A 21,016-nucleotide genomic window follows, 5' to 3' on the forward strand; every position below is an offset into this window, starting at 1 on the left:
CTTCGCGTCTCATTCAATACAGCGACGGTAGCCTGAAAAAGTTTATGATTGGTTCACCATATTTGTTAGGGTTTGCGCGGCCTTACGCGGAAATCGTCAGACCTTCGGCCTGAACATCTCGAAGACCTCGCTTCCTTCGCAATAGTCCATATAGCCCATGCGCGCGACCGGGCGCGCCAGCGCCTCATCGAACCGGCCATTGTTGATGATAGCCTCATCGATATGGATGCCGACAACCTGCCCGAAGACGAAGACATTCTCGGTCGCCTCGCCGGACAGCGTCTTCGGCTCGATGATCTCGGTCACCTTGCATTCCAGCACGGCAAAAGCCCCAGCCACATAGGGCGCATCGATCAGTTCGGCCTGCTTCGGTGTCAATCCTGCGAATTCGAATTCGCTCGTACCGTAGGGTAGTGCTGCCGAGGAAAGGTTCATCTTCTCCGCCAGATTACGGCTGACGAAATTGCACGTGAAAACACCGGTCTCCCTGGCATTTCGCTGGCTGTGCTTGTGCCCAATCGACGAAAACATCACCAGCTTCGGCTTGTCGGCTACCGCGTTGAAGAAGGAATAGGGCGCAAGATTGAGCGTTCCGTCCCTGCCCTTGCTGCCGATCCAGCCGATCGGGCGTGGTGCCACGATCGCCTTGAAGGGATCATGCGCCAGCCCGTGCCGATTGGTGTCCGTCGTATAGAACATCAGTCTTCCCCGCCGACCCAGGTGACCGTTTCGGTCAGTTCAGGGCGCGGACGCTCGACGGGCGGAAAGGTCGTCGAACCGATATGGATGAAGCCGGCAACCTTTTCTCCCGGCTGGACGCCGAGCAGTGGATAGGCGCGCTCGTCGAAGGCGAACCATTCCGTCAGCCAGTTGGCGACATAGCCGTGCGCATTGGCGGCCAGGATGACATTGAGGCATAGCGCGCCCGCCGACATGATCTGCTCCCATTCCGGGATTTTGAAATGCGGGCCAGCCTTGCTGACGATGCCGACAATGACGGGCGCACGGGTAAAGCGCGTACGCTCCACCTGGATCATTTCCTCGGACAGATCGGGTTTTGCTTCGAGGGCAAGCTTCAGCAGTTCTTCGCCAAGCCGCACGCGTTCCTCGCCGCGATAGACGATGAAGCGCCAGGGGGCGAGCTTGCCGTGATCGGGAACGCGTGAAGCAAGGCGCAGGATTTCTTCGATTTCCGGCTTCTCCGGTCCAGGTTCGCACATCTGGAACGCGGGGATGGAGCGGCGCACGGAGAGGTAATCGATCAGCTTGATATCGGATTTCATGCGGGGGAAACTCTCATTTGTATGCAGAGGGAGGCCGGAGGTCTTGAATTTGCCACGGCATTGGTCTTGAAGTGGACTTTGCGATTTCAGAAGTCAATCGGTTCACGAACAGGATGTCTGGCATTTTGCCTTTTGCACGGATCGGCCTTGCTCTTGCCCTGATGCTGACGCCGTTTGGCGCTGCCGCCCAGGATGCCTTCAAGGAATTCAAGCAGCTTGAATCCACGCCCAAAATGCCGAAGCTCAACGCGTTCATCGCGCCGGGTGCGGCTCAGGAAGGCGTGCGCCTGCGTGATGTCTCGCTGGAAGCCAAATTGACGGCCGATGGCGCGCCGGTTGAAGACGGGCTTTCCTGGTATGTATTCAGCCCTGTTGCTGGAAATGACGGCAAGCTGCCGCTGATCGCCAGTTCTCGTGGCGGCACTGCGGCCTTCCAGCTCGCTGCCGGAGATTATTTCGTCAATGTTTCCTTCGGCCGCGCCGGCGTCACCAAGAAGCTGACGGTGCCGGATGATGGCGAGGTCGATAAACAGGTCATGGTTCTCGATGCCGGCGGGCTGCTGCTCAATGCCGTCTCCGGCTCCGACGTCCGTATTCGCCCGGATCAGCTGAGCTTCTCGATCTATTCCGCCGAGGTGCGCGACGATGGCGAACGCGGCCTTGTCATGGCCGATGTGCCGCCGAATACGGTCGTGCGTCTCAACGCCGGCACCTATCATGTCGTTTCCGAATACGGCGACGTGAACGCGAGCATCCGGGCCGACATCCAGGTGGAGGCGGGCAAGCTCACCGAAGCGACGATCCAGCACAGGGCGGCACAGATCAATTTCAAGCTGGTTTCGGAAACCGGTGGCGAAGCGATAGCCGATACGGCCTGGTCGATCCTGACGGCAGCAGGCGACAGCGTCGGCGAAAGCGTGAGCGCCTTTCCGACCATGGTCCTGTCCGAAGGTGAGTATACGGCGGTCGCCCGCAACAAGGACAAGATCTATCAGCGTGACTTCACCGTCGCTGCCGGCGTCAATACCGATGTCGAAGTGCTGATGAAGAACCAGCAGGCACAGCAGCCGATTGCCCCGGCTGCGACAGCCTTATCCCCGGGACCGGCCGCCGCCGGGCCGAAGGGCGTGCCGCAGCCCGGCGGTGAGATTCCGCCGCAGCCGGCTTTGCCGTCTTATGAGGATCTTCAAAACGGCGATGGCGCCAGCCTCGACTGACGTCGCCTCATCCGAACGATCGGGAAATTTCAGCTTGCGCGCTTGAGGAAGGCTTTCTTCTTCGGCGCCATCGAGAAGACGGCGTCAAAGAGGCGGACGAGCAGATCCTTGCGGTCGCTGCCGCTGCTCAATTCTTCCCAGGACAATACCCTGCCGACATGCGCCGTGATCGTGCTGCCTGAGAGACGGCGAAATTCGCGGATCAGGAGCGACAGACGCAGCGTCATCGAAACCCGGCTGGCGAGATGGAAGAGCCGGCCGTTCTGGCCCTCAAAATAGATCGGCAGCACGCTGGCGCGCGCCGCCTGGATGAGCTTAGCCGGGAACATTTTCCAAGGCAGGTCCTCGGCGCGGCCGAAACCCTTCTTTGCTGTAGCGACACCACCGGCCGGAAACACCACGATGGTCGTACCTTCCTTCAGCAGGCGGACAGCCTCGTGACGGCTCTTCATGTTCATTGCCATCGCTTCCTTTGTCTCCTCGAAGGAGATCGGCAGCGAGTAAGGGGCCATTTCCGGCACCTTCAGGAGATCATTGTGGATCAGCACCCGGAACGGGCGGCCAAGCTGTTCGGCAAGCGCCAGCACCGCAATGCCGTCGCCGATGCCGAAGGGATGGTTCGCAACGATGACGATGGGCTCGGTCGGCACCGGCTCAAGCGGCCAGTTGCCCTTCACCTCGACTTCCACATTGATGAGATCGAGCATCTTGCCGAAGACGCGATCGCTCTTGCCGACGATGTCGCGGCGCCAGATGTCGTAGAGCCGTACGTAACGGTCACGACCGGAAAGGCCCTCGATGGTGCGGATCAGCCAACGCTTCAGGCGCGGATCCCGTTCGTTCGCGTAGGAAAGCTCTTTGAAGCGCACTCTAATGCCTGCCGGGATAAACCCGTCCCCTGTTTTGTGGCGGCTATATTACTGTTGCATGTCAGATTTCTGACAGCGCCGGACAGATCGATGCCGGGCGCTGCCATTGTCCAAGAAGGCAGTTTCAGGCTGCTTTGGCCTTCTTTGCCTCGAGCTTACGACGGATATCGGGCGCAGTTGCCTCCAGGGCAAGGCTTTCGATCGCCGAATCCAGCGACATCGACGTTTGCTCCTGGCTGCCGAGCCGGCGGATATTGACCGTGCGCTCTTCCGCTTCCTTCTTGCCGCAAACGATGATGACGGGAACTTTCGTAACCGAATGTTCGCGGATCTTGTAATTGATCTTCTCGTTACGGAAGTCGGTCTCGACATGCAGACCGGCGTCGCGCAGCGCATCGGCCACTTCCTGGCCGTAAGCATCGGCTTCCGAAGTGATCGTGGCGACGACGACCTGCAGCGGCGAGACCCACAGCGGCAGATGGCCGGCGAAGTTCTCGATCAGGATGCCGAGGAAGCGTTCCATCGAGCCGCAGATGGCGCGATGGATCATGACCGGCTGCGTCTTCTCCGAATTGCTGTCGATATAGAAGGCGCCGAAACGTTCCGGCAGGTTGAAGTCGACCTGCGTCGTGCCGCATTGCCATTCACGGCCGATGGCGTCCTTCAGCGTATATTCGAACTTCGGCCCGTAGAAAGCACCCTCGCCCGGCAGAATGCCGGTCTTGATGCGTCCTTCGGACTGCGCCTCGATCGTCTTCAACACATCGGTCATCACGGCTTCCGCCCGATCCCACAGCGCATCAGAGCCGACGCGCTTTTCCGGACGGGTGGACAGCTTCACGACGATTTCCTTGAAGCCGAAGTCTTCGTAGACCGAGAGGATCAGGTCGTTGATCTTCAGGCATTCGGCGGCCATCTGCTCGTCGGTGCAGAAGATGTGCGCGTCGTCCTGCGTGAAGCCGCGCACGCGCATCAGGCCGTGCAGCGCGCCCGAAGGCTCGTAGCGATGCACGAGACCGAATTCGGCAAGACGGATCGGCAGTTCGCGATAGGACTTCAAGCCATGCTTGAAGATCTGCACGTGGCCGGGGCAGTTCATCGGCTTCAGGGCAAAGACACGGTTATCCGCTTCCTTGTCTTCCGGATGCGTCATCGCATGCGCCGATTTCACGGCGAACATGTTTTCCTGATACCAGCCCCAGTGCCCCGAAGTTTCCCAGAGCGAGGTGTCGAGAACCTGCGGTGCGTTGACTTCTTCATAATCGACCGCCAGCCGGCGACGCATGTAGGAGACCAGCGACTGGAAGATGCGCCAGCCCTTGCCATGCCAGAAGACGACGCCGGGGCCCTCTTCCTGGAAATGGAACAGGTCCATTTCGCGGCCGAGCTTGCGGTGGTCGCGCTTTTCAGCCTCGGCCAGCATATGCAGGTAGTTGTCGAGATCGGCCTGGTCAGCCCATGCCGTGCCGTAGATGCGCGACAGCATGGCGTTGTTGCTGTCACCGCGCCAATAGGCGCCGGCAACCTTCATCAGCTTGAAGGCACTGCCGATCTGGCCGGTGGAGGCCATGTGCGGACCACGGCAAAGGTCGAACCATTCGCCCTGATTGTAGATCTTCAGATCCTGGCCTGCAGGGATCGCGTCGACGAGTTCGACCTTGTACTGCTCGCCCTTGGCGGCAAACACTTCCTTGGCCTTCTCGCGCGACCAGATCTGCTTGGTGAAGGGCGCATTGCGGGCAATGATCTCCTTCATCTTCTTTTCAATCTTCGGCAGATCGTCGGGTGTGAACGGTTCGTTCTTGGCGAAATCGTAATAGAAGCCGTTCTCGATGACCGGGCCGATCGTCACCTGCGTGCCGGGCCACAGTTCCTGCACGGCTTCTGCCATCACGTGCGCAGCGTCATGCCGGATAAGCTCCAGCGCGCGCGGGTCCTTGCGCGTGACAATCTCGATCTTGCCGTCGGTCACGGCATCGGAAAGGTCTTGCACGGTACCGTCGATCGCAATGGCGACGGCGCTCTTGGCAAGCGATTTGGAAATGGATTCGGCGACATCCTTACCGGTCGCGCCAGCCGGGAAGCTGCGCACCGAACCATCGGGAAATGTCAGGGAAACGGATTGGGACATTCAAATTCTCCTTGTCCAGTCCCGCCAACGAATGCGGGTGGTTGAAACGGAAGCGTCATCTGCTCGGGATGCCGCTGCCGCCTGATACTGATATTTGGTGTCTGAGTAAAGGAAAAGCGAGGCACTTCCGACGCAGAGACGGGAGGGAGCGCCTATCCGCCATAGCTATTCTTATAGTTCTTGAGGGCCGATTTCAGAGGCTGATCGATCTCATCGTCCATGGGGCCATCGTAGAGACCGCGTCGCGACAGGCTTCTTTTCAGCGCCGTGCGCGTGAAGGGCGAAAACGATTTCAGCTCATCGGCAATCTGTCCGTCGCCCTGCCGGATTGCCAGAAGGATGTTCTCCGCTGCATTATCGGAGCTGAAAGTCACGTCATAAGCATAGGCAAGTCGATAGGCGGCTCTTTTGTAGCCCATGTCTGCCGCTCGCAGATACCATTTGATGGCTTCCTGCCGGTTGACGTCAGTGCCTAGCCCATCGTCGTAGAACCGCCCAAGCGCGAACATGCCCTCGGCCGAATTGAGTTCGGCTGATTTCTTGTAATAGTTGAAAGCGATCGCTTGATCCTGATCCTTGCCGCTTTCGTAGTACCACGCGAGATTGAGGGCACCGGCCGCAGATCCGGCGTCGGCCGCCTTCTGATACCAGTCGCGAGCGACGGTCTGGTTCTCTTCCGTGGCGATGCCATTCTGATAATAGTAGCCGACGGCATTCATCGCGTCGGGGTATTGCTTGAAGGCTGCCATCATGAACCAGCTGAGCGCCTTGGAGCGGTCAATGGGCACGCCCTGCCCATACTCGTACATATCGCCCAGGGAATATTGTGCTTTCGCATTGCCGTTGGCGCCGGCCTTCGTCAACCATTCGAGGGCCTTGCCATAGTCCTTCTGGTTTCCATCCGCCAGGCGATAGAGTGTCCCGAGCCTATACATCGCGTCGGCGGATTTCTTGTTGGCCGCAGCTTCGTACCACTCGATCGCTTTGGCATAGTCTCGGGCGACCCCATCGCCATCCTCATATTTGATCCCGAGCAGGATCATCGCCGTAGCGTTGCCGGCGGCGGCACCCTTTTCCAGATAGTCGGTCGACTTGCCGTCGTCCCGCGGCAGCGTGGCATCATTGGCGTACATTTCACCAAGCTCGACAAAGGCCTCGGCATATCCGTTCTCTGCCGCGACCTTGAACCAGTGCACCGCCTCTCTGGAATCCTGGGTTGTCCCCTCGCCTCTGCCGTATAAAAGCCCGACGGAATATTGCGCCTTGGCCGAGCCACTTTCCGCCGCCTTGAGATACCAGACAAAGGATTTTTTGACGTCGGCCGTCGTCCCGGCGCCGCTATAGAAGCAGTCGGCGACCTCGATAAATGCCTCGGTATCTCCCGCGTCAGCCGCTTTATGGAACCATTCGAAGGCTTTTACCGCATCCTTTGGGAGGCCGTTACCCTTTTCATAGGAATAGGCGAGCGCCCGCATGGCATAGGTGTCGCTGTAGGCCGCAGCTTTTTCCAGCCATTTTACGCCAGTCGCGATGTCGCGGGGGCCGCCTATTCCGAAATAGAGCGCGTCGCCGAAACGCCGGGCGCCGGCAGTACTTCCAAGCTTGGCAGCTCTCTCATACCAGATGCGCGCTTCGCCTTCGTCCGCCAGCACACCGTTGCCGCCCTCGTAGAGCATGCCCACATACGCCATGGCAGAGGCGTCGCCACGACCGGCAGCTTCCTTCAGCCAATACATGGCCTCGCCATAGCGCCGATCAGGCATCTTAAGAAACAGCATGCCCTTGCCATAGTATGCGGCCAGCGTTCCCTGTCCTATTGCTTCATCCAACAGGCTTTCGGCCTTGGCGAAGTCGCGCGGCAACTCCTTGCCCGCGATATAGACATCCGCCAGCTGTTTCATGGCATCGCCGTCACCAAGCGCGACCGCTTTCTCAAGCAGTTCCACGGCAGTCTTTTTCTGGATTTTGTCGCCGTCTCTCAAATAGTATCGCGCAAGCCTTCTCATACCTTCGACAGAGCCGCTTCGTACCATATCGTCGAACATGACGACGGCGCGCGTAACGTTCTTTTCCGTGCCGATGCCCCTGGCGGAAAGATAAGCCAACTCCGCTGCTGCGACATCGTTGCCTTGCTGCGCCGCTATGGAAAGCAGCTCGAAACCTCGCTTGGGGTTGATTGGAACGCCAGCCCCGTCAATATAAAGCCACGCAAGCGAACGTTTGGCAGGGATGTAGCCGAGTTCATCTGCAAGCTCGAAATAGAAGCGCGCCGTCGCGAAATCCTGAGCAACACCCCACCCCAGCCTATACATCTCTCCCAGATATTCGGCCGAGCGCGCGTCACCGGTTTTCCATGCCTTTCTCAACCAAGACAACGCCACGTCGAAGTCTTGCTGGCGCCCTTTGCCGTTCGCATAAGCGGTCGCAAGATAGACCATCGAGGGCGCGTGCCCCTGTGCCGCCAGGGCTTCGAAACCGGCAAGCGCCGGCTCGTATTGCTGAAGGTTGAACTGGCTGGCGAGCGTGAAATAACGAGCATCCCTAGAGTCGGGGGCCGCCTTTAAATAGGTCTGGCAGGCGGCAAGCGCGTCCCGCCAATGGGCGAGATAAGCGACATCGACCTCGTCCCCTGCCAGACGGCGGCACTCGGCCCAGGTGGTGTCGGTCACATTTGCAGCGTGTGCCGAAAAACTGGCGATGGAGCAGGCAAGAAAGAGCGACGCGGTCGCGAAATATTGAAAGAGTTTCATGAGCGCAAGATTTGAAAAACGGGGCGGGAAACACAGTGATATCCCCAAGTTTTTCAACTGCAAGTATATTTTTTGCCGAGAGGCGAAAAGCGCGGGTGGCGTGCTCTTCAGGCGGCGCCTAGACCACCATTTCAAAAAGGCCGCGCACGGTGTTCCAGTTGCGCATCGTGCCGACGCCCATGCGCTTGGTCGTCAGCGCCGAAAGCAGTTTCGACTGGCTCGGCTTGCCGTGGAAATCGATCCAGAGATCGCAGCCGACCAGCTTCATTCGTTGTCCCTCGACAAGAAGCTGCTTCAGTGCCTCCACCTTTTCCGGGTCGATCGGCAGGCGGTTGACGCGCACGATCACCTGATCCCCGATACCGTCCTTGAAGGGATTGGCACCGCAGAGCGCCATCCAGGTGCAGTCGCTGCGCACGATAATATCGACATGCTTGCCGAACTTTTCTTCAAAAGCCTCTTCCAACTGCTCTTCGACCTCATGCGGCCGCATTCCATCCGCCTCGAAAACGAGGTTGCCGGTGGACACCAATGTGCGCGGGTCGTGATAGCCGAGTTCTTTGGCAAGCGCGCGCAGATCTTCCATGATGACGCGTCGCTCGGAGGTGAGGACGATGCTGTGCAGAAGTGCGATGAAGGTACACATCTTATGCCTCCTTCCGCCCAAGGGCGAAATAACGCCAGGGCGTGAACCAGCGGAAACGGGATGCGAGAATGTCCGGCACCGGGTCGAGCCCGCTTGTGCCGCCGGGGCCGCATCGGCCGACGCGGAAAAGCGTCATCCAGCCGCCGGCCCACAGCCCGTGGCGCGCAACCGCCTCATAGCCATATTCGGAGCAGGTCGGGATATGCCGGCAGGAATTGCCGATGAAGCCCGAGAGTGTCAGCTGGTAGAGACGGATCAGCCCCATGCCAAGCAGGCGGTCCGGCGTCTTGCGGAACGGACCCTGGTAGTTGCGCGAGAATGTTTTCTGCGGCTCGGCGCGAGGCTTCGGGGCGGCGGCACCGCCCTCGTCCTCCTCCTCACGTAGCAGACAGAATTCGCACATGGCTCACGCCTCGACGGTTTCAGCGCGTCTTGCCTCTATCTGTCCGATGGCGTCCACGACGGCATCGAAGGTCAGCATGGTGGAGGCGTGACGCGCCTTGTAATCACGCACGGGAAGAAGATAGCGCATGTCGGCGAACCGTCCATCCGGACCTTCACCATCTTCTTTCAGCATGGCGAGCATATCCTCGCGCGCCTTGCGCACTTCGCCCGATGTCGCGCCGACGACATGGCGGGCCATGATCGAGGAGGACGCCTGGCCGAGCGCACAGGCCTTCACGTCATGCGAAAAGGCGCTGATCGTATCGCCATCCATTTTCAGCCAGATGCGCACTTTCGAACCGCACAGCCTCGAATGCGCCTGGGCGCTCGCATCCGCGTCGTCAAGCGTGCCGGTCAGCGTGATATTGCCGGCAAATTCGAGGATTTTGCTGTTATAGATGTCGTCCATGACGGATTTGGCTCCAAAAACGCCTAAAAGCGACGCTAATTCCTATGTGATTGTCGTGTAAACAAAAAACACACAGTCAAACGACAGCATACTTACATACCGGGGTCGTCTTCCTATATGTATGTCGTTCGAGGGTCATCGAAATGCAATGGCCCCGAACAACTTTGATTGGAGAACCAATAAGTTTGCCAATCGGGTTTGACTGGGAAACCGTGCCGGAAGGGTTCGAGAAAACGAGCCTGGAAAGCCCCGGAACCTGCCAAAGGTGCAAGAATTCCCGCTTGGGGTACCAGTGGCTAGTCCGACTACGGTCCGCGTTGCGGGCAGGAGAGCATTGAATATGGACGCCATCGTCAAGAATTTTCCGCATACCGTTCACGAATCCGATCGCCCTTCCCAGCAGGAAGCAGAGGACGCCGTTCGCGTCCTGTTGCGCTGGGCCGGTGACGACCCGTCGCGTGAGGGCCTGCTGGATACGCCTGCCCGTGTTGCCAAATCCTATCGCGAGCTCTTCGCCGGTTACGAGATGAGCCCGGAAGACGTGCTCGGCCGGACCTTCGAGGAGGTTGCCGGTTATGACGACATGGTGCTGGTGAAGGACATTCCCTTCTTTTCCCACTGCGAGCATCACATGGTGCCGATCATCGGCAAGGCGCATGTCGCCTATATGCCTGACGGCCGCGTGCTCGGCCTTTCCAAAATTGCTCGTGTCGTCGAAATCTACGGCCGCCGCCTGCAGACGCAGGAAACGATGACTTCGCAGATCGCCAAGGCCATCGACGAAACGCTGCGTCCGCGCGGCGTCGCCGTCATGATCGAGGCCGAACATATGTGCATGGCCATGCGCGGCGTTCAGAAGCAGGGCTCGACCACATTGACGACAACCTTTACAGGAACGTTCAAGACTGAGCCGGCCGATCAGGTCCGATTCATGACAATGGTAAGGGGCCGCTGAGACCGGCTCCCTCAGGAGGGCCGCGATGAGTGAACTGATTTTCAATCAGCCATCGGACGATAAATCCGAGCTGGAGGACGCTGGCGATTTCACGCCGCGCTTCGACGATCGCGGCCTGATCACAGCCATCGTTACCGATGCCGGCGACGGCGAACTGCTGATGGTCGCCCACATGAATGCCAATGCGCTGGCGCTGACCATCCAGACCGGCATCGCCCACTACTTCAGCCGCTCGCGCGGCAAGATCTGGAAGAAGGGCGAAACCTCGGGCAACCTCCAGACTGTGAAGGAAATCCGCACCGATTGCGACCAGGACGCCATCTGGCTGAAGGTCGAGGTCGCCGGTCATGACGCGACCTGTCACACCGGCCGCCGCTCCTGCTTCTACCGCACCATCACCCTGGAGGATGGAAAGCCCATGCTGACCATTGTCGATGACGACCTGCATTTCGATCCCAAGGATGTGTACGGAAAATAGACCGAATCCCCGTCACCTGCCCCTTATTGCGACGCAAGTCGGTTCCATATACCCTTTGGAAAGGGTTCGGGGCTGTTAATGGGAACCCGAGTGTTCTGCCGGGAGGGAGGAACGCCATGCTGGGCTGGAATATGCATCGTCAAAGCGCCGAGGGCGGAGGTTCTGCCACAACAGCGCTCCAGGATACGGCAATTCCCCCAGTCGAAACCCCCTCAGAAAAGAAAGCAAAGCTGGCGCTCGCGCTCGGCGGCGGCGCCGCGCGGGGCTGGGCGCATATCGGCGTATTGCGTGCGCTCGACGAAGCCGGCATCGAGATCGGCATGATCGCCGGCACCTCGATCGGCGCGCTCGTCGGCGGCTGTTATCTCGCCGGCAAGCTCGACGAGCTGGAAAGTTTTGCCCGTTCGCTCACCATGCGCCGCATAGCAAGTCTTCTCGACCTGACGATCGGTGGCTCCGGTCTCTTCGGTGGCATGCGCCTGACCAAGCGCATGCAGGAACATCTGGAAGGCCTGACGATCGAGGAACTCGACCGGCCCTTCGTTGCCGTCGCGGCAGAGGTCAACACGGGCCACGAAGTCTGGATCGCCAATGGCTCGCTGATCACGGCGATCCGTGCCTCCTACGCCCTGCCCGGCATTTTCGAGCCGGTGCGCAGCAATAACCGCACATTGGTCGACGGCGCGCTCGTCAATCCCGTGCCGGTTTCCGTCTGCCGCAGCTACGAGCAACCGCTCGTCGTCGCCGTCAATCTCAATTATGATCTCTACGGCCGCTCCGCCGTCGTGCGCCACAATGCCAGCCTCTCGCCCGCCGAAGTGCAGCAGCAGAAGCAGGCTCCCTATTCCGCGCGTATGGGCATGACCGGCGTCATGGTGCAGGCCTTCAACATCATCCAGGATCGTATCGCGCGGGCCCGGCTTGCCGGCGACCCGCCGGACATTTCACTGCAGCCGCGCCTGTCGGACATCGGCCTGTCGGAGTTCCATCGTGCGGGGGAAGCCATCGAACGTGGCTATGAAGAAGCCCGGGCAAGGCTGCCCGAGCTGCAGCGAATGCAGGAACTCTACGCCAGGCACCCCTAGTGCCTGGTGCGAAGCCTTATTCCCTTAACTAGCAATATAAGCCTTGATCTCTTCGGCTTCTCGCTCGACTTCGGCGATGCGTGATTTCACGACGTCACCGATCGAAATGATGCCGGCAAGCTTGCCGTTGGCTTCCACGGGAATATGGCGGAAACGCTTGCTGGTCATCAGCTCCATGAGCTCGTTGACCGAGGTCTGCTCGTTGCAGCGAAAGACCTTCGAGGTCATGACGGAAGAAAGCGTCTGATCGAGCCCGTCCTTGCCGGACTTGGCGATGACATGCACGAGATCGCGCTCGGTGAACATGCCGGAGATCTTGTTTTCCATGCCGACGACGACGATCGCGCCGATCTTCTTCTTGCTGAGAATCGCAGCAGCTTCCGAAACCGTGGTATTCGGCCCGGTAGTGACGACGTCACGACCCTTCAGATCGAGTATTGCTTTGACGGAACTGGCCATATGGACCTCCTATGGAGAAAGTGAAACACTTCTCGGAAACACAGGTTCCGCGGCGGTCTCTCCTCCCATCGCGGAGATCAATGGTGCACTCGTTGGGTCAGGATTGCAACTCGTCGTCCGGCCAAGCCTGTTGGAAATTCTCCTGCGGCGGCTTCCGGTCGAAGAGCGCAAAAAGGAAGAAGCCGAAGACGAAACCGCCGATATGCGCATCCCAGGCAATCTCCTGGCTGCCGTCGCCGACGAGCGGAATGCCGACGGCGATAAGCGCGTTGCCGACCAGCCACAGCAGCATGAAGATGATCACCGTGCGGCTCTGCATTGCCTGCAGCACCGACAGTTGCGGATTGAGATGCGCGGGACGAACCATCTGTCGCCCGGAGGGAAAGGCAAAGCGGCAGGCCGCGCCCATGAGGCCGGAGACGACACCGGATGCACCGATGAGCAGCCCATCACTGCCCCAGTTCAGCGCCGCATGCAGCGCGGCCGAAGCGATGGCGGAAAGAATCCAGAAGATGATGAAGCGGAACGCGCCGATGCGGCGTACGACCGGCGCGCCGAAGGCCATCAGCCACAGGCCGTTGAAGACGATATGCTCGATGCTTCCATGCAGCAGCGAATAGGTGACCGGCGTCCAGTAGAGCTGCGGCCCCTGCTCTGCAAGCGAAACGGCATAGCGCAGCGGAATGAAGCCGAAATTGAACAGAAACCAGGAAAGCCCGTCGGGAGACAGCAGCGACTGCCCGGCGTAAATCAGGATGAGAAGCAGGAGCGTGGCAAACAGCGCGGGCGGAAGATTGAAAACCGGCTGGCGCGGCGGCCTGGCCGGCGGTTCGGGCTGCATAGGCTGGAAAGCCTGATCAGGCCCGGACGTCTGTTCGTTCATGCTCATCTCGCCTCGTTGGAGGCCACAGCCATACAGGAGCCGGCTTCAAAAAAAAAGCCGTCCGGAACTGGCCGGACGGCTCGCCTGGGTTCCCCGAAGGATGGCCCCTCCCCTGGCAGTCTGTGCAGAACTTCACTGTTTGAAGTGATGGAGAGACGGTCTCACGACAGGCCTTGGCGCTCAAGCGAAACCCTTCCTTAACCTTAACTCGCCGGATTTGGCATGAAATCCGCAAGGTAGAAGGTGAAGGGGCGAAAACCGCCCGCCAATGAACCGAAATGAGACATTGCCATGCGCCTTCAGATCACGATCGACATTTTCGAGTACTGGAATGCTCTGCGCGGCGGGCGCGATGCGCCGCTGAAATCGCAGATCGAGCCTGGCGCGATCCCACATCTCCTGTCGAGCCTCTTCATTCTGGAGATGGAGGAAGACCGGCATATCCGCTTCCGTCTCGCCGGCACGAAAATCTGCGATCTCTTCGGCCGTGATCTGCGCGGCGAGCGTTTCTCCGCCCTCTGGGCCAACGGACAGCACGAGGATATCGAAAAGACAGCACAGGGCGTCATGGCGCACGCCATCCCGACGCTTTTCAACGCGACGGGCTACAGCACCGCCGGCCATCACGCGGCCTTCGAAATCATCATGATGCCGCTGCGTTCGCCGGAGGGCGGCTGCGACCGGCTCCTCGGCGCCATCGCCCCTGCGGCCGCTGCAAGCTGGCTGGAGATCGTACCGCTCGAGCTGCTCGCGCTTGATCGCAGCCGCCTGCTGCACGACAAGTTCGGCCGCACGGTCGAGGCGGAACCGCGCCGTCCCGTCGAGATCGCCGTGGAAAAACAGGCCACGTTCGGCCAGGCCATGCTGCGTGTCATGTCGCATTTCCTGCATGGAGCAGCCGCTCGCTGACTGTTGCGTTTTAGGTCGCCGCCCCTAGTACTTTAGGGTTAGGCGCTGCCTGTTTCCACAACCTTCTGTTAAGGGATTGCGGGTAAGGATTGGGCTCAGCGATTTCATAAAGAAGCCCTTTGATGCACTCGTTCCAGCCCGCTCAGACGCACCGACCTGCGCCGCGCCCAGAACAGGGAGTGTTTCAGCGCGTGCCCATCAATATGCAGGGCCGCCTGATGCTTGCGAGCTACGAAGAATTCGAATGCATGGTGATCGATATGTCGCCCGGCGACATGTATGTCACCTGCGCCGGCCGCCCGCGCGCCAATGAACGTGTCGTCGCCTATATTGATCACCTCGGCCGCGTCGAAGGTCATGTGCAGACAGTCGACATGCGTGGCTTCACGATGTCGATCAACGCCACCGAGCGCAAGCGCGAGAAGCTTGCCGCCCAGCTCACCTGGCTTGCCAACAAGCACGAGCTCGGCCTGCCGGAAGATCGCCGTCACGATCGTCTGACCCCGCGCGAGACCAAGACCGAACTCACGCTGGAGGACGGCACGCGCTACATGTGCCGCATCATGGACCTGTCGCTTTCCGGCGCCGCCGTCGATGTCGAAGTGCGCCCGACGCTCGGCACGCCCGTTCGTCTCGGTAACATGCGCGGTCGCGTCGTTCGTCATTTCTCGGAAGGCGTTGCGATCGAATTCCTGTCGGTCCAGTCGCGCGAGACGCTCCGCGAATTTCTCTAGAGCAATTCCAGAAAAAGTGCGCAGCGGTTTTTCGTCCGGAATTGCGCCAAACCAAAAAGCAATTCCAGAAAAAGTGCGCAGCGGTTTTTCGTCCGGTTTCGGCCTGTCAGTCTATGCGGCACGGATGCCTTGGAACTCCACATCCGTCATCTATCCGTCACAGACTTGAAGGATACAGCGCGCCTCAACCAAGGCACGGTCATGTCAGTCCTCTTTCCCGAAATCGAACCGCATGAACATGGCTTGCTCGACACCGGTGACGGCAACCTCGTCTATTGGGAAGCTTGCGGCAATCCGTCGGGCAAGCCCGCGCTCGTCCTGCATGGCGGACCGGGGTCCGGCTGCTCGACAACGGCACGGCGCTATTTCGATCCTTCGGTCTACCGCATCATCTTGTTCGATCAGCGCAACTGCGGACGTAGTCTGCCGAACGCCGCCGACGCCGCAGCTGACCTCTCGCGCAACACGACTGCCCATCTCATCGAGGACATAGAGCAGCTGCGCAGCCTCTTCGGCGTGGAAAAGTGGACGATCTTCGGAAACTCCTGGGGCTCGACGCTGGCGCTCGCCTATGCGCAAACCCACCCCGGCCATGTCAACGGCATCGTCATTTCGGGCGTTACGACGACGCGCCGCTCCGAAATCGACTGGCTCTATCGCGGTATGGCGCCGCTCTTCCCCGAGGAATGGCAGAGATTCGGCGAGGCGCTGCCGCCGGCGTTGCGTAACAGCGATCGGGTGAGTGCCTACCATCAACTGCTCAATCATCCCGAGGAACAGGTGAGGCTGCAGGCCGCGCACGACTGGCATGAATGGGAGGCTGCCACGATTCTGCTTGCCGACCCCGCTGGCCTGCCCCGGCGCTGGTCCGATCCGCTCTATCGTCTGGCACGTGCCCGTATCATCACACACTATTTCCTCGAGGGCGCCTGGCTCGAGGACGGCATACTCCTGAAGAATGCCGGGCGTCTCGCAGGCATTCCTGGCGTCCTGATCCACGGACGTTTCGACATAGAGGCACCACTTGTCACCGCATGGGAACTTGCGCGCGCATGGCCCGGTGTCGAACTCGTGGTGCTGCCGAAGGCCGCCCATTCCACCGAAAACGCTGATATTGCCGCCGCGATCGTGGCTGCGACGAACAGGTTTCGTGATCTCTGACGAAATTATTTTTTCGCCGGCACATACGGACATGAGCCGGAATCGGATTTTGGAGAAGCGATTCAGCCCATTTGTGAGCTGCGGCCGGATTTGCCCCAACTACGGTTCTCGCCATAGGCGGCCGCATAAATTTGTTCGGCTTACCAGATCTCGTTAACGGCCTGCCCGGTTTTCGGTCATTTCCGGTCCAAAAGTCTTTTTCCCAAACCTTCAATTTTAATCGAATTTGCGACGAATGCGTCTTTAATTTTAGTCGTATTCGAGATGGATTTGATTCAACTTCGCTGCGTATTTGAATCAACTAAGCCATTAATTTGATTGCGTAATTTTGCGTGAGATAAAAACGTCCGTGTCATTGTCGTCCTCATAACGGGGAGACGATAATGTCAATTCGAAATCTACTGAAGAGCGGCCTTCTGGCCGTCGGCATGATAGCGGCAATGGCGGGCGCAGGACAGGCATCACCCGCCAGCATGACGCTTGCAGGCAATGCGAGTCCGCCGATCGGGCACTATGAATTCTGCCAGGCCAATCCGAAAGAATGCGCCTATGCCGGCGGCGATGCCGGAGCTGCGATCCTTACCGAGGATCGCTGGAAAAAGATCCTTGAGATCAACTACACCGTCAATTCCACTATCCAGCCGATGACGGACATGGAGATCTATGGTGTCGAGGAGCGCTGGGCCTATCCGAAGACTGCTGGCGACTGCGAGGATTTCGCGCTCCTGAAGCGCAAGATGCTGATCGATGCCGGCTTCTCTCCGTCCGATACGCTGATGACCGTCGTGCTGCAGCCGAATGGTGAGGGTCATGCTGTGCTGACGGTGCGTACCGACCACGGCGACTTCATTCTCGACAACATGCGCAACAAGGTGCTGCTGTGGTCGGATACCGAATACACCTACCTGAAGCGCCAGTCCGCCGATGATCCGGCCCGCTGGACGAAGCTGCAGGACGGCCGCGCCGTCGCAGTCGGTAGCGTGAAGTAACAGGCATACCGGCTCCGGTCAGTCCCCGCATCCCCGTCCCGACCGGCGCCCAGAGCCGTTCCCGCTGTCCCGGGAACGGCTCGCTTCTTTTGTGGTGCTTCCTTTTGGTTGAGTTAACGACCCGTTAACTCCCGCTATTCCATCATCTCCCCGAGATTCATCACCGGCACCGACGACTCGCGTTCTTCTTACGGCGGCCCGATATCCGAGGAAGACGATGAGCCATTCCGCCGCGGGCCATCCTGCCGAGCAACCCCTTCTCTCGACCCGGTTCCTGGTTCGTGTCACCGCGACGATTGCGGCTCTGGCGCTGCTGACGGTTGCGATCAGCATTGCCGGTCGCTGGTTCGGCCGTCACATCTCGCTTGCCGGCAATACGGAAAACACCGATGGGATCACACTCACCATCGGCCGCGATACGATCGGCCTGCCCGCCAACACGATTCGCTTCCCCAGCGAACGGCATGACGGCGCCGCCGAACGGGTCGATCTTTACCTCACCTGGCCGGAAATGCAGGGCTACAGCAAGGAAACGCGCCAGCGTTTCGACGACATCGCCCAATCGTCAGGCCTGATTTTCCTGCAGATCACGCAAGGCACGATGTCACGGGATATGTCGGGCCGGTTGGAACCGATCTATTCGCATCTGATGGATGGCGCCGCCGAACCCTTCTCGAATGGCTTGACGCTGCACCGCCTGCGGGCCGATGCCGGCTACAACGGTGAGATATTGTTGACCGCATCGCGTGAAGGGGCTGCAGATTATGTGGTTCGCTGTGTCTTGCCCTCGTCTGCCGAGGTCGCGACCAGCGGCGATTGCCAGCGCGATATCAAGGTCGGCAAAGATTTAAGTGTGCTTTACCGGTTCTCAAGTCGTCATTTGGCCGACTGGGACCATATTGATGCCGCGATCAGGACCTTTGTGGAAACCCGGCTTGTGAGCCGGTCTGCAACACCCCGCTAAAATCCCCGCAAATGTCTGAAGAAACGATTCATCATAAACGGATTGGTAACGCTGAACCGGTAGTTTTCCAAGACAGCCGGTTACGCAGTAGGGGGTGCGTGGCCCGCCAAACATCCGAAATGCAAGCGAAGAGTGGAATAGTGTCAAGGTCAATTTCCTCCGTATCATCGCCGTGGTCTGCCGGTTTCCTCGCAAAGGTGCTGACGATCCTTTCGATGGCTATCGCGATCGTCGCGGTCGACTCGGTCAATGCCGAAGCGGAAGCTGCAAATCCGAAATATGCCGGCATCGTCGTCGATGCCCGGACGGGAAATGTTCTCTACAGCGAGAATGCTGACCGTCTGCAGTATCCGGCGTCGCTCACGAAGATGATGACGCTCTACATGACCTTCGAGGCACTCGAGCAAGGCCGTATCCGCCTCGATACGCCCGTCCCCTTCTCTGCTCACGCATCCGCTCAGGCGCCGACCAAGCTCGGTGTGCGCGCCGGCGGCACGATTACTGTCGAACAGGGTATCCTCGGTCTCGTGACGTTGTCTGCCAATGACGCGGCGACTGCACTCGGTGAAATGCTCGGTGGCTCGGAAGATCGTTTCGCCCAGATGATGACGGCCAAGGCGCATGCGCTCGGCATGACGCGCACGACCTATCGCAATGCCAATGGCCTGCCGAATACCGCGCAGATGACGACGGCCCGCGATCAGGCTCGCCTCGGCATCGCTCTTCGGCAGCATTTCCCGCAATATTACGGCTACTTCAATACGCGCGCCTTCAAGTTCGGCAATCGCGTCATTCGCAGCCATAACCGCCTCGTCGGCTCCGTCCGCGGCGTCGATGGCATCAAGACCGGTTATACCCGCGCTGCCGGCTTCAATCTGGTCAGTTCCCTGCAGGTCGACGGCAAGTCGATCGTCGGCGTGGTTCTGGGCGGTGCCTCCACCCCTGCCCGCGACTCGCAGATGCGCAGGCTGCTCGATGCCTATCTGCCAAAGGCCGCCGCCAGCGGCGGCACGCTCGTCGCCCAGTCGAAGCAGATGCCCGAGATGATCGAAACGCCCGCTCCGGTTTCTCCTGCCAAGGTTGCCCAGGTCGCGGAAAAGAAAACAATCCCGGCCAATCAGCCGCCAGTCGCGGCAGCCGCTGCCGATCTCGGTCTGCCGCACAAGGGGCCGCTTCCGGATAGCCGTTATCAGACTGCAAGCACCGAAGTTGCCTATGCGGAAACCGCCGCACCGAAGACAGGCAATCCCTTGCTGGCGCAGCCGATGCCGTCTCCGACCAAGGTAAAGACCGTCGCGATCAAGCAGCAGCAAGCCTCCGCCGCCGTCCCGACGCCGGCAGCTGCCTATGTGCCGCCGGAACAGGGTGACACCTCCGTCGACGAATTGACGACGGCCTCCACCAAGGTCGCCCCTGCAAAGGACGTTGCCGCCAAGGAAGTACCGCAGCCGTCCGGCTGGGTCGTCCAGATCGGTGTCTCCTCCAGCCGGGAAATGGCGATGGACCTTCTGGCAAGCGCCAAGGCCAAGGGTGGCAAGGCGCTGAACTCCGCCAAGCCTTTCGCCGTCGCCTATGCCAGCGGAGCCGATCAGGTCTACCGCGCCCGTTTCGGCGGTTTCGACGACCAGCGTGATGCCGTCAATGCCTGCAAGGCCCTCAAGAAGGCCGGCGTGAAGTGCTGGGCGGCCGCACAATGAGATATCTGGCGCTGCCTGTCACTGACTTGGCGGCGCTCCCGCCTGCCGGCTGCGATGTTCGCGCCGCCGGCAGTCTATCCTAGTCGATTTGTATTGCGTACGGGGAAGATGATGTCGATCAACGAGAATGTACCAAATGCGCCTGCGGGGCGCCGGGCGGTCAATAAGGGACGCTCCGGCCTGCACCCGCTGCACGAGGCAGCACTCCGCCTCGCCGAAATCGGCCTGCAACGCCCGAAGGCGAAATCGCCGAAGACCCGTGATCTCATCAACCTGCTGCTATGCCACGGCGCGCGCGCCTGGCGCTACTCGCAGCCGGAGGCGCATATTCACCTGCACATCACCTCGCCCGACGGCAATTCGCCGGTCGTGCTGCGCTTGCGGTAGAAGCAATTCCACCAAGGGTGTGCAGCCTTTTACATCCGGAACCGCTAGGGACGAGAAACCTTACAGCAATCCGAGTTCCGAAAGCTCGCGGCGCAGATCCGCGGGCATTTCTGCAATGCCGGCGCCGAGACTGTGGAGATCGCGCGGCACGTCCTCATCGGGATAATAGCGCCAGCCCTGGAAGGCACGCTTCGGCTGAACCGAGGTTTCGATCACTTCAGGCCCGAGGACGAGATGGCAGCGTCCAATGCCCTCGCCGTCGGTAAACGTCTGAACGTCCAGGATTTTCTGCCGCGCCTGAACCTGCCCCTTGATTACCCAATAGAGCGAGCCGCCGTCGAGGAGCTCGTCCACGCGCTTCGGTACCATGCGGGTCGTATGGACCGAGTGCGGTTCCAGTCCGGCGGCAATGGCGCGCAGCGAACGCTCGGCCACCCATTCGCGCAGGTCTTCGATCGAGTCGCAGCCGACGCAGAGCTTGATGAGATTTAATGCCATGCTGCCGTTGAAATCCTTTTGGCCGGCAGCGTCAAGCGGCTAACGCAAGTCGAGCAAAAGTGTGCAAC

22 protein-coding genes are annotated in these 21,016 nt (G+C 59.8%); 11 read left to right on the forward strand and 11 right to left on the reverse strand.

What is annotated here, in order from left to right; all coding sequences use genetic code 11:
• Positions 1-96: 96 nt before the first annotated feature.
• Positions 97-699 (reverse strand): flavin reductase family protein, encoded by a 603-nt coding sequence (locus LVY75_19160; GenBank protein ID XAZ25278.1) that lies wholly within the window; start codon positions 697-699, stop codon positions 97-99.
• A complete protein-coding gene (locus LVY75_19165; GenBank protein ID XAZ25279.1) occupies positions 699-1,283 on the reverse strand; it encodes a nitroreductase in 585 nt (194 codons plus the stop codon). Before LVY75_19165 ends, LVY75_19160 begins: the two co-directional genes overlap by 1 nt.
• 113 nt (positions 1,284-1,396) lie before the next feature.
• On the opposite strand from LVY75_19165, the gene LVY75_19170 reads away from it, so the two are divergent.
• On the forward strand, positions 1,397-2,500 hold the full coding sequence (locus tag LVY75_19170; GenBank protein XAZ25280.1) for a hypothetical protein: 1,104 nt from the start codon (positions 1,397-1,399) through the stop codon (positions 2,498-2,500).
• Positions 2,501-2,529: 29 nt separating this feature from the next.
• Here the strand turns inward: LVY75_19170 and LVY75_19175 are convergent, their stop codons facing one another.
• The 6 genes from LVY75_19175 to LVY75_19200 form a co-directional block, all read right to left on the reverse strand.
• A complete protein-coding gene (locus tag LVY75_19175) occupies positions 2,530-3,369 on the reverse strand; it encodes a lysophospholipid acyltransferase family protein (protein XAZ25281.1) in 840 nt (279 codons plus the stop codon).
• Between the two features lie 124 nt (positions 3,370-3,493).
• Positions 3,494-5,500, reverse strand: a complete 2,007-nt coding sequence (thrS, locus tag LVY75_19180; protein ID XAZ25282.1) for a threonine--tRNA ligase — start codon at positions 5,498-5,500, stop codon at positions 3,494-3,496.
• Between the two features lie 152 nt (positions 5,501-5,652).
• Positions 5,653-8,250, reverse strand: coding sequence for an SEL1-like repeat protein (locus LVY75_19185; protein XAZ25283.1), 2,598 nt, complete (start codon positions 8,248-8,250; stop codon positions 5,653-5,655).
• A gap of 118 nt (positions 8,251-8,368) precedes the next feature.
• The gene (locus LVY75_19190; protein ID XAZ25284.1) at positions 8,369-8,896 is read right to left on the reverse strand and encodes a DUF1697 domain-containing protein; all 528 of its coding nucleotides are present in this window, start codon (positions 8,894-8,896) and stop codon (positions 8,369-8,371) included.
• Position 8,897: 1 nt separating this feature from the next.
• The gene (gene yidD / locus LVY75_19195) at positions 8,898-9,299 is read right to left on the reverse strand and encodes a membrane protein insertion efficiency factor YidD (GenBank protein ID XAZ25285.1); all 402 of its coding nucleotides are present in this window, start codon (positions 9,297-9,299) and stop codon (positions 8,898-8,900) included.
• Between the two features lie 3 nt (positions 9,300-9,302).
• Positions 9,303-9,749: an iron-sulfur cluster assembly scaffold protein gene (locus LVY75_19200; GenBank protein ID XAZ25286.1), complete on the reverse strand. Its 447-nt coding sequence runs from the start codon at positions 9,747-9,749 to the stop codon at positions 9,303-9,305.
• A gap of 340 nt (positions 9,750-10,089) precedes the next feature.
• Here LVY75_19200 and folE point away from each other — a divergent pair, with 340 nt between their 5' ends.
• The 3 genes from folE (at position 10,090) to LVY75_19215 (ending at position 12,267) form a co-directional block, all read left to right on the forward strand.
• Complete coding sequence (folE, locus tag LVY75_19205; GenBank protein ID XAZ25287.1) at positions 10,090-10,704, forward strand: GTP cyclohydrolase I FolE; 615 nt, start codon at positions 10,090-10,092, stop codon at positions 10,702-10,704.
• Positions 10,705-10,729: 25 nt separating this feature from the next.
• Entirely contained in the window at positions 10,730-11,182 is a 453-nt protein-coding gene (gene hisI / locus LVY75_19210; protein XAZ25288.1) for a phosphoribosyl-AMP cyclohydrolase, read from the forward strand.
• Positions 11,183-11,298: 116 nt separating this feature from the next.
• Complete coding sequence (locus LVY75_19215; GenBank protein XAZ25289.1) at positions 11,299-12,267, forward strand: patatin-like phospholipase family protein; 969 nt, start codon at positions 11,299-11,301, stop codon at positions 12,265-12,267.
• 24 nt (positions 12,268-12,291) lie between these two features.
• Here LVY75_19215 and LVY75_19220 read toward each other — a convergent pair whose 3' ends face one another.
• Together LVY75_19220 and LVY75_19225 are read right to left on the reverse strand one after the other, a co-directional pair.
• Positions 12,292-12,726, reverse strand: coding sequence for a CBS domain-containing protein (locus LVY75_19220; GenBank protein ID XAZ25290.1), 435 nt, complete (start codon positions 12,724-12,726; stop codon positions 12,292-12,294).
• A 97-nt stretch (positions 12,727-12,823) separates the two neighbouring features.
• Complete coding sequence (locus tag LVY75_19225) at positions 12,824-13,609, reverse strand: rhomboid family intramembrane serine protease (GenBank protein ID XAZ25291.1); 786 nt, start codon at positions 13,607-13,609, stop codon at positions 12,824-12,826.
• Positions 13,610-13,900: 291 nt separating this feature from the next.
• On the opposite strand from LVY75_19225, the gene LVY75_19230 reads away from it, so the two are divergent.
• From LVY75_19230 to LVY75_19260, 7 genes are all read left to right on the forward strand, one after another.
• Positions 13,901-14,518, forward strand: a complete 618-nt coding sequence (locus LVY75_19230; protein ID XAZ25292.1) for a PAS domain-containing protein — start codon at positions 13,901-13,903, stop codon at positions 14,516-14,518.
• A 122-nt stretch (positions 14,519-14,640) separates the two neighbouring features.
• Complete coding sequence (locus tag LVY75_19235; GenBank protein ID XAZ25293.1) at positions 14,641-15,252, forward strand: PilZ domain-containing protein; 612 nt, start codon at positions 14,641-14,643, stop codon at positions 15,250-15,252.
• Between the two features lie 201 nt (positions 15,253-15,453).
• Positions 15,454-16,413: a prolyl aminopeptidase gene (pip, locus tag LVY75_19240; GenBank protein XAZ25294.1), complete on the forward strand. Its 960-nt coding sequence runs from the start codon at positions 15,454-15,456 to the stop codon at positions 16,411-16,413.
• A gap of 383 nt (positions 16,414-16,796) precedes the next feature.
• Complete coding sequence (locus LVY75_19245; GenBank protein XAZ25295.1) at positions 16,797-17,402, forward strand: transglutaminase-like cysteine peptidase; 606 nt, start codon at positions 16,797-16,799, stop codon at positions 17,400-17,402.
• 217 nt (positions 17,403-17,619) lie between these two features.
• The gene (locus LVY75_19250) at positions 17,620-18,366 is read left to right on the forward strand and encodes a hypothetical protein (GenBank protein XAZ25296.1); all 747 of its coding nucleotides are present in this window, start codon (positions 17,620-17,622) and stop codon (positions 18,364-18,366) included.
• Between the two features lie 119 nt (positions 18,367-18,485).
• Positions 18,486-20,063, forward strand: coding sequence for an SPOR domain-containing protein (locus tag LVY75_19255; GenBank protein XAZ25297.1), 1,578 nt, complete (start codon positions 18,486-18,488; stop codon positions 20,061-20,063).
• 111 nt (positions 20,064-20,174) lie between these two features.
• Positions 20,175-20,450 (forward strand): hypothetical protein, encoded by a 276-nt coding sequence (locus tag LVY75_19260; protein XAZ25755.1) that lies wholly within the window; start codon positions 20,175-20,177, stop codon positions 20,448-20,450.
• Between the two features lie 60 nt (positions 20,451-20,510).
• Here LVY75_19260 and LVY75_19265 read toward each other — a convergent pair whose 3' ends face one another.
• Entirely contained in the window at positions 20,511-20,948 is a 438-nt protein-coding gene (locus LVY75_19265) for a DUF1489 family protein (GenBank protein ID XAZ25298.1), read from the reverse strand.
• Positions 20,949-21,016: the final 68 nt, after the last annotated feature.

It is taken from the genome of Sinorhizobium sp. B11 (assembly GCA_039725955.1).
In the GTDB taxonomy this organism is placed as follows: domain Bacteria; phylum Pseudomonadota; class Alphaproteobacteria; order Rhizobiales; family Rhizobiaceae; genus Rhizobium.

What these genes read in the sequence shown, in the direction of transcription:
- LVY75_19190 (XAZ25284.1), bottom strand. Translation starts at nt 8,896, where the DNA reads ATGTGTACCTTCATCGCACTTCTGCACAGCATCGTCCTCACCTCCGAG.
- LVY75_19225 (XAZ25291.1), bottom strand. Translation starts at nt 13,609, where the DNA reads ATGAACGAACAGACGTCCGGGCCTGATCAGGCTTTCCAGCCTATGCAG.
- LVY75_19250 (XAZ25296.1), top strand. Translation starts at nt 17,620, where the DNA reads ATGAGCCATTCCGCCGCGGGCCATCCTGCCGAGCAACCCCTTCTCTCG.
- thrS (XAZ25282.1), bottom strand. Translation starts at nt 5,500, where the DNA reads ATGTCCCAATCCGTTTCCCTGACATTTCCCGATGGTTCGGTGCGCAGC.
- LVY75_19255 (XAZ25297.1), top strand. Translation starts at nt 18,486, where the DNA reads ATGCAAGCGAAGAGTGGAATAGTGTCAAGGTCAATTTCCTCCGTATCA.
- yidD (XAZ25285.1), bottom strand. Translation starts at nt 9,299, where the DNA reads ATGTGCGAATTCTGTCTGCTACGTGAGGAGGAGGACGAGGGCGGTGCC.
- folE (XAZ25287.1), top strand. Translation starts at nt 10,090, where the DNA reads ATGGACGCCATCGTCAAGAATTTTCCGCATACCGTTCACGAATCCGAT.
- LVY75_19260 (XAZ25755.1), top strand. Translation starts at nt 20,175, where the DNA reads ATGTCGATCAACGAGAATGTACCAAATGCGCCTGCGGGGCGCCGGGCG.
- LVY75_19185 (XAZ25283.1), bottom strand. Translation starts at nt 8,250, where the DNA reads ATGAAACTCTTTCAATATTTCGCGACCGCGTCGCTCTTTCTTGCCTGC.
- LVY75_19245 (XAZ25295.1), top strand. Translation starts at nt 16,797, where the DNA reads ATGTCAATTCGAAATCTACTGAAGAGCGGCCTTCTGGCCGTCGGCATG.
- LVY75_19160 (XAZ25278.1), bottom strand. Translation starts at nt 699, where the DNA reads ATGTTCTATACGACGGACACCAATCGGCACGGGCTGGCGCATGATCCC.
- LVY75_19170 (XAZ25280.1), top strand. Translation starts at nt 1,397, where the DNA reads ATGTCTGGCATTTTGCCTTTTGCACGGATCGGCCTTGCTCTTGCCCTG.
- LVY75_19220 (XAZ25290.1), bottom strand. Translation starts at nt 12,726, where the DNA reads ATGGCCAGTTCCGTCAAAGCAATACTCGATCTGAAGGGTCGTGACGTC.
- pip (XAZ25294.1), top strand. Translation starts at nt 15,454, where the DNA reads ATGTCAGTCCTCTTTCCCGAAATCGAACCGCATGAACATGGCTTGCTC.
- LVY75_19200 (XAZ25286.1), bottom strand. Translation starts at nt 9,749, where the DNA reads ATGGACGACATCTATAACAGCAAAATCCTCGAATTTGCCGGCAATATC.
- LVY75_19215 (XAZ25289.1), top strand. Translation starts at nt 11,299, where the DNA reads ATGCTGGGCTGGAATATGCATCGTCAAAGCGCCGAGGGCGGAGGTTCT.
- LVY75_19230 (XAZ25292.1), top strand. Translation starts at nt 13,901, where the DNA reads ATGCGCCTTCAGATCACGATCGACATTTTCGAGTACTGGAATGCTCTG.
- LVY75_19235 (XAZ25293.1), top strand. Translation starts at nt 14,641, where the DNA reads ATGCACTCGTTCCAGCCCGCTCAGACGCACCGACCTGCGCCGCGCCCA.
- LVY75_19165 (XAZ25279.1), bottom strand. Translation starts at nt 1,283, where the DNA reads ATGAAATCCGATATCAAGCTGATCGATTACCTCTCCGTGCGCCGCTCC.
- LVY75_19265 (XAZ25298.1), bottom strand. Translation starts at nt 20,948, where the DNA reads ATGGCATTAAATCTCATCAAGCTCTGCGTCGGCTGCGACTCGATCGAA.
- hisI (XAZ25288.1), top strand. Translation starts at nt 10,730, where the DNA reads ATGAGTGAACTGATTTTCAATCAGCCATCGGACGATAAATCCGAGCTG.